4 protein-coding genes, 1 tRNA gene and 2 rRNA genes (1 of these 7 running past the window's edge) are annotated in these 6,590 nt (G+C 59.6%); 5 read left to right on the top strand and 2 right to left on the bottom strand.

Annotated features, from left to right (window positions below; genetic code table 11):
* From GTH22_RS13920 to GTH22_RS13900, 5 genes are all read left to right on the top strand, one after another.
* Nucleotides 1–1,274, top strand: a 23S ribosomal RNA gene (locus tag GTH22_RS13920) (it extends 1,556 nt beyond the left edge of the window).
* Between the two features lie 85 nt (nt 1,275–1,359).
* Nucleotides 1,360–1,474 (top strand): 5S ribosomal RNA (rrf, locus tag GTH22_RS13915).
* A gap of 79 nt (nt 1,475–1,553) precedes the next feature.
* Nucleotides 1,554–1,630: transfer RNA gene (locus GTH22_RS13910), tRNA-Met, on the top strand.
* A 156-nt stretch (nt 1,631–1,786) separates the two neighbouring features.
* The gene (gene tkt, locus GTH22_RS13905; protein WP_252946100.1) at nt 1,787–3,778 is read left to right on the top strand and encodes a transketolase; all 1,992 of its coding nucleotides are present in this window, start codon (nt 1,787–1,789) and stop codon (nt 3,776–3,778) included.
* A 106-nt stretch (nt 3,779–3,884) separates the two neighbouring features.
* Nucleotides 3,885–4,127 carry a hypothetical protein gene (locus GTH22_RS13900; RefSeq protein WP_252946098.1) on the top strand — a complete coding sequence of 81 codons (243 nt, stop codon included), beginning with the start codon at nt 3,885–3,887 and terminating at the stop codon, nt 4,125–4,127.
* Nucleotides 4,128–4,197: 70 nt separating this feature from the next.
* Here GTH22_RS13900 and GTH22_RS13895 read toward each other — a convergent pair whose 3' ends face one another.
* Complete coding sequence (locus tag GTH22_RS13895) at nt 4,198–5,229, bottom strand: TRAP transporter substrate-binding protein (RefSeq protein WP_252946096.1); 1,032 nt, start codon at nt 5,227–5,229, stop codon at nt 4,198–4,200.
* Between the two features lie 161 nt (nt 5,230–5,390).
* Nucleotides 5,391–6,425 (bottom strand): TRAP transporter substrate-binding protein, encoded by a 1,035-nt coding sequence (locus GTH22_RS13890; RefSeq protein WP_252946094.1) that lies wholly within the window; start codon nt 6,423–6,425, stop codon nt 5,391–5,393.
* Nucleotides 6,426–6,590: the final 165 nt, after the last annotated feature.

The raw sequence follows: 6,590 nt of genomic DNA, 5'->3' as shown, positions 1-6,590 counted from the left end.
CCTTCCATCAGACCGTACCCTAAACCGACACAGGTGGACTGGTAGAGAATACCAAGGCGCTTGAGAGAACGATGTTGAAGGAACTCGGCAAAATACCTCCGTAAGTTCGCGAGAAGGAGGCCCGGGTTCAAGGCAACTTGGATCCGGGGGCACAAACCAGGGGGTGGCGACTGTTTACTAAAAACACAGGGCTCTGCGAAGTCGCAAGACGACGTATAGGGTCTGACGCCTGCCCGGTGCCTGAAGGTTAAAAGGAGAGGTGAGAGCCTTGAATTGAAGCCCAGGTAAACGGCGGCCGTAACTATAACGGTCCTAAGGTAGCGAAATTCCTTGTCGGGTAAGTTCCGACCTGCACGAATGGCGTAACGACTTCCCCGCTGTCTCCAACATCGACTCAGCGAAATTGAATTGCCTGTCAAGATGCAGGCTTCCCGCGGTTAGACGGAAAGACCCCGTGCACCTTTACTACAGCTTCACACTGGCATCAGGCACAATATGTGCAGAATAGGTGGTAGGCTTTGAAGTAGGAACGCCAGTTCCTATGGAGCCTCCTTTGAGATACCACCCTTGTTTTGCTTGATGTCTAACCGCGGTCCGTTATCCGGATCCGGGACCCTGTGTGGCGGGTAGTTTGACTGGGGCGGTCGCCTCCCAAAGAGTAACGGAGGCGCGCGAAGGTTGGCTCAGAGCGGTCGGAAATCGCTCGTTGAGTGCAATGGCATAAGCCAGCCTGACTGCGAGACTGACAAGTCGAGCAGAGTCGAAAGACGGCCATAGTGATCCGGTGGTCCCGAGTGGAAGGGCCATCGCTCAACGGATAAAAGGTACGCCGGGGATAACAGGCTGATGGTGCCCAAGAGTCCATATCGACGGCACCGTTTGGCACCTCGATGTCGGCTCATCTCATCCTGGGGCTGGAGCATGTCCCAAGGGTACGGCTGTTCGCCGTTTAAAGAGGTACGTGAGCTGGGTTTAGAACGTCGTGAGACAGTTCGGTCCCTATCTGCCGTGGGTGTAGGATACTTGAGAGGAGTTGCCCCTAGTACGAGAGGACCGGGGTGAACGATCCACTGGTGGACCAGTTGTCGTGCCAACGGCAGTGCTGGGTAGCTATGATCGGAAAGGATAACCGCTGAAGGCATCTAAGCGGGAAGCCCCCCTCAAAACAAGGTATCCCTGAGGGCCGTGGTAGACCACCACGTCGATAGGCCGGAGATGTAAGTGCAGCAATGCATTCAGTTGACCGGTACTAATTGCCCGATAGGCTTGATTTGATCCAGTAACAGCAAGGTCTGATACTGATCGAAAGCCGTACTACACCACAAGATGGCTTGACTTGGATAACGGTTTCTTTCTCGGTTTGGTGGTCATAGCGCGAGCAAAACACCTGGTGCCATCCCGAACCCAGCCGTTAAGTGCCGTAGCGCCGATGGTACTGCGTCTTAAGACGTGGGAGAGTAGGTCGCCGCCAAACCTAGTAAGAAACCGTTAATTGTATCTCTCGGAACGATGACCAGCGCTAAAGTTCGGAAGCGGTAGCGCACCCAAAGTGTCGCGGGGTGGAGCAGCCCGGTAGCTCGTCAGGCTCATAACCTGAAGGTCGTAGGTTCAAATCCTACCCCCGCAACCAACATTACGGCCCGCCACTGGCGGGCTTTTTTGCGTCTTGGTCCTGAATTCAGTTCTACTAACGAGATGCTTAAGTTTTCGGATTTGTCGGCGCACTTCCCCCGAGCTACCAACGGGCGCGGGTAAGATGCCCGCCTTCAAGGGAGGGAGCCGAGCCATGAACGTCCGTAGCAAATCCGAGACTGCGGTAGATATGCGCCGAATGGCACATGCGATCCGCTTCCTGTCGATGGATGCGATTGTTCGGGCGGGCGAAGGCCACCCCGGCACGCCGCTTGGTGGCGCCGACATCGCTACAGCTCTCTTCACCCGTCATCTCAAATTCGACGCAGCAGACCCAACCTGGCCCGATCGTGATCGCTTCGTTCACTCCGCTGGCCATGGATCCATGCTGCTCTATTCGCTTCTCTGCCTCTGTGGATACGAGAAGATCGACATCGAGCAGGTGAAAAACTTCCGCGTTCTGGGTTCACACACGGCCGGGCACCCGGAGTACGACCCTGAGGCTGGTATCGAAACTACCACAGGGCCTCTGGGCCAAGGTATCGCGAATGCGGTTGGAATGGCGGTTGCCGAGCGTATCCTGAATGCGCGCTTCGGTGACGCTGTCGTTGATCACTACACCTACGCCTACACTGGCGACGGCTGCCTCATGGAAGGTATCGCCGCCGAGGTGATTGCGCTGGCGGGTCATCTAAAACTCGGGAAGCTCATTTTCCTGTGGGATGACAACAGGATGACGGATGATGGGCCAACCGATCAGGCCGTCTCCGAAGATCAGTGCGTGAGGTTTGAAAACAACGGATGGCACGTTCAAGAAGTCGATGGGCACGACCCGGATGCGCTCTCAGAAGCAATCGCGGCCGCAAAATCCGACGACCGCCCGAGCATGATCGCCTGTCGGACGTATATCGGTTTTGGCATTCCGCGTATTCAGAACGATCGCGCGGCCCATGGCGGCAAGATCTCGAGTGACGACACGAACGCTGCGCGCGAGCTACTGAACTGGCCGCATCCCCCGTTTGAGCTTCCGGAGGCGATTGAGGCCGCATGGCGCGACGCCGGGTCGAGAGGTCGCGCCGAACGCTTGGCTTGGCAGAAACGTCTTGATGGCCTCGATCCCGAAACGCGAGCCGAGTGGGACAGGTTGATGGCAGGTGAACTCCCCACCGATTGGCAAGAGGTGCTCCACGCCAAGAAGGCCGAACTGTCGAAGGCTGGCGACATGGCGGGCATCCGTGCCTCGGGCGATATGGTCGCCGCCATGGCCGAGGTCATACCGGAACTGATCTCCGGCGCCCCCGACCTGGAGGCCGCCACGCAGCACAAGCGCCAGCTGGGTCCGTTTACCGCCAACGACCGGACAGGCCGATACATCCACTACGGCGTTCGCGAGCACGCCATGGGCGCGATGATGAACGGCATGACCGTACATGGTGGCATCGTCTCCATGGGCACCACTTTTCTGGTTTTCTCCGACTATATGCGCCACACCCTCCGCATGGCCTGCCTCATGCGCATTCCGGGCCTCTTCGTCTTCAGCCACGACTCCATCGGAATCGGAAAGAACGGCCCGACGCATCAGCCGGTGGAATACCTGGCGTCGCTGCGGGCCTATCCGAACATGTGGACCATCCGCCCCGCTGATGCGGTCGAAATGGCAGAGGCCTGGGAGTTGGGCCTGCAGCATCGCTCCGGGCCGACCTCGATCATCTGTTCGCGGCAGCCTCTCGCCGTGGTCCGGCCCGATGCCGATGCCGAGAACCTCACAGCGAAGGGCGCCTACGTGCTCGCGGAAGCCGAGGGCGAACGGCAGGCCACAATTCTTGCAACCGGGTCCGAAGTGGCCGTGGCCCTCGCGGCACGCGACCTGCTTGCGGAAGCCGGTATCCGGGCAGCCGTGGTATCCATGCCGTGCTGGGAGCTCTTCGAGGCGCAGCCCAAGGCCTACCGCGCCGCAGTGCTTGGCAACGCCCCGCGTGTGGCCGTCGAGGCTGCCGTGCGCTTTGGCTGGGATCGCTACATCGGGGCCGAAGGGGCGTTTGTTGGGATGGAGGGATTTGGAGCATCAGGCGACTATGCCGATCTCTACCGCCACTTCGACATCACCCCCGAAGCTGTCGCTGAAGCCTTAAAGATGAGCCTCTGACACTTCACGCCGATGTGCGCTGATATCCCTCTGGCGTTCGCCAAAAACTCTGTCAATGTCCCGGTGGCGGCCAAAGGGGCCGCTGTTCTTATACATGGAGATACACATGAGACGGGTGGCACTTGGCGCTCTTCTCGCCGCATTCGCGGCTCTTCCCGCTCTTGCCGAAGTCGAGATGATCGACACAGATGGCGATGGCATGGCGTCCTTTGAAGAGATCGCAGCGATCTATGAAGGTTTCACCGAAGAGCAGTTTGCGGCAATCGATACCGATCAGGATGGCGTGCTGAGCGACGAGGAACTGACGGCGGCTGTCGAAGCTGGCGACCTTGAGGCTCTGGGCGACTAAACGCGCCCGCCGAAACGAAATAGGGCCGCGACGTATCCGTCGCGGCCCTTCCTTTTCGGGGAATATCAGTTCACTCGGTGTATTCGGCGATCTTGGCCCGGGCCTCGTCGATCAGCGCCTGGCCGTCGATGCCCTTGGCGTCCATGTCCGCAACCCACTCCTGGTAGATCGGCTCGGCAAGCTCGCGCCATTCGGCGGTTGCCTCCTCGTCCAGCGTGATGATGTTGTTGCCGAGGTCCACCGCGATCTGGCGCGAGGGAGCGTCGGAGGCTTCCATCGTGTCACCCGCAAACATCGAGAACTCCAGGCCGGAGTTGTCGTCGATGACCTTCTTGAGGTCATCGGGCAGGCTCTCGTACTTGTCCTTGTTCATCGCCAGAACGAAGGTGAGCGTATAGAGCGACACATCCTTGAACTCGGTGTGGTTCGGGACCAGCTCCGCAACCTTCAGGGCCGCCGTCACCTCCCAAGGAATGGTGGTGCCGTCGATCACACCCTTGGAGAGGGCTTCCGACACGGCGGGAACCGGAAGGCCGACCGGGGTTGCACCCAGGCGCTCGAGAAGGATGTTGACCGTCCGCGAGCCGCCCCGAATCTTCATGCCCTCAAGGTCCGAAGGCACTTCGATAGGCTGTTGGGTGTGGAACATGCCGGGGCCGTGGACCCATGTGCCGAGGATATGGACATCCTTGAACTCGGTGTCCTTCATGTGCTCTTCGAACATCTCCCAATAGGCCCGGCTGGCGGCCTTGGCGGTTGTCACCATAAACGGAAGCTCGAAGACCTCGGTGCGGGGATACCGGCCGGGGGTGTAGCCCACCACCGTCCAGACAACATCGGCAGAGCCGTCAATCGCCTGATCCATCAGTTCGGGCGGCTTGCCGCCAAGCTGCATGGAGGGGTAGTGCTCCACCTTGATGCGCCCCCCGGACTGCTCCATCACGTCGGCGGCCCACTTGTCGAGCACCAGCTTGGGCACATTGGCCTGCGCCGGCAGGAACTGGTGCATCCGGAGCGTGACCTCTTGAGCAACTGCGCTTGTCGCACCAAGGGCCGCTATGGCCGCGCCGCCCAAAGCGCCGAGTATCATTCTGCGATCCATCCTCGTTATCCTCCCATTGAGTTGATGGTTTTGCATTATAGTGCCGAGATTGCCGTATATCGCACCGCCGATCCAGCAAAATTGTCGATAATTTGCGTGATCATCGCAAAGCAAACGCCCCGCACGATGGCGGGGCGTTCGTTGTCGGCTCAGATATCAGCTTACTTGGTGTATTCGGCAATCTTGGCGCGGGCCTCGTCGATCAGCGCCTGGCCGTCGATGCCTTTGCTTTCCATGTCGGCCACCCACTCGGCGTAGATCGGCTCGGCGAGCTCTTTCCACTCTTCGGTGCCCTCGGCATCGATGGTGATGATGTTGTTGCCGAGGTCTTCGGCAATCTTGCGACCCGGCGCGTCAAGCTCGTCCATCATCTTGCCAGCCCAAGCCGAGAACTCGGCGCCGGAGTTGGCATCGAGCGCGGCCTTGGCCTCATCCGGCAGGCTCTCGTACTTGTCCTTGTTCATGGCGAGCACGAACCCGAGCACGTAGAGCGAGTTGCCAGTGAACTGGGTGTGGTTGTGCACCAGCTCCGAGGATTTGACGGCGGTGGTCACTTCCCACGGGATGGTGGTGCCGTCGATCACGCCTTTCGAAAGCGCTTCCGACACGGCCGGCACGGGCATGCCGACGGCGGTTGCACCGAGCTTCTCGACGAGGTTCGTGACCAGCCGCGAGCCGCCGCGGATCTTCATGCCCTGAAGGTCTTCGGGCACTTCAACCGGATCCTTGGAGTGGATCAGGCCGGGACCGTGAACCCAGGTGCCGATGATATGGAGATCCTTGAACTCGGTGTCCTTCATGTGCTCTTCGAACATGTCCCAGAAGGCCATCGAGGTGGCTTCGGCGTTCGTTGCAATGAAGGGCAGCTCAAACACTTCGGTCCGGGGGAAGCGCCCGGGAGTGTAGCCGATCACCGTCCAGACAAGGTCGGCCACGCCGTCTTTGGCCTGGTCCATCAGCTCGGGCGGGGTGCCGCCAAGCTGCATCGAAGGAAAGTGCTTGATGGTCAGGGTGCCATTCGATTCTTCGGCAACCTTTGCCATCCACGGCTCCAGGATCTGCGAAGGCACGGCGGCCTGCGGCGGCAGCATCTGGTGCAGATTCAGGGTTTCCTGAGCCTGCGCCTGTGCGCTGAACCCAGCGGTGGCGAGGGCTGCGGCCCCTGCAATATTGAGAAAAGTGCGGCGTGTTTTCATTTGATCCTCCCAGAAACATGAAAACGTCAGATTGGCGGGGATCGTCGCACAGAGCCCGGGGGTGGGCCATGAGATTATGCGCTGTGTTAATCAAATTTTTCATTATCCCGGAATGCAAAACGCCCCGCCGGTGAGGCGGGGCGCTGAAGCTTTTTAATCGCTGCG

This window comes from Oceanicola sp. 502str15, from assembly GCF_024105635.1.
In the GTDB taxonomy this organism is placed as follows: Bacteria; Pseudomonadota; Alphaproteobacteria; order Rhodobacterales; family Rhodobacteraceae; genus Vannielia.
This window is presented reverse-complemented; position numbering and strand designations above follow the sequence as displayed.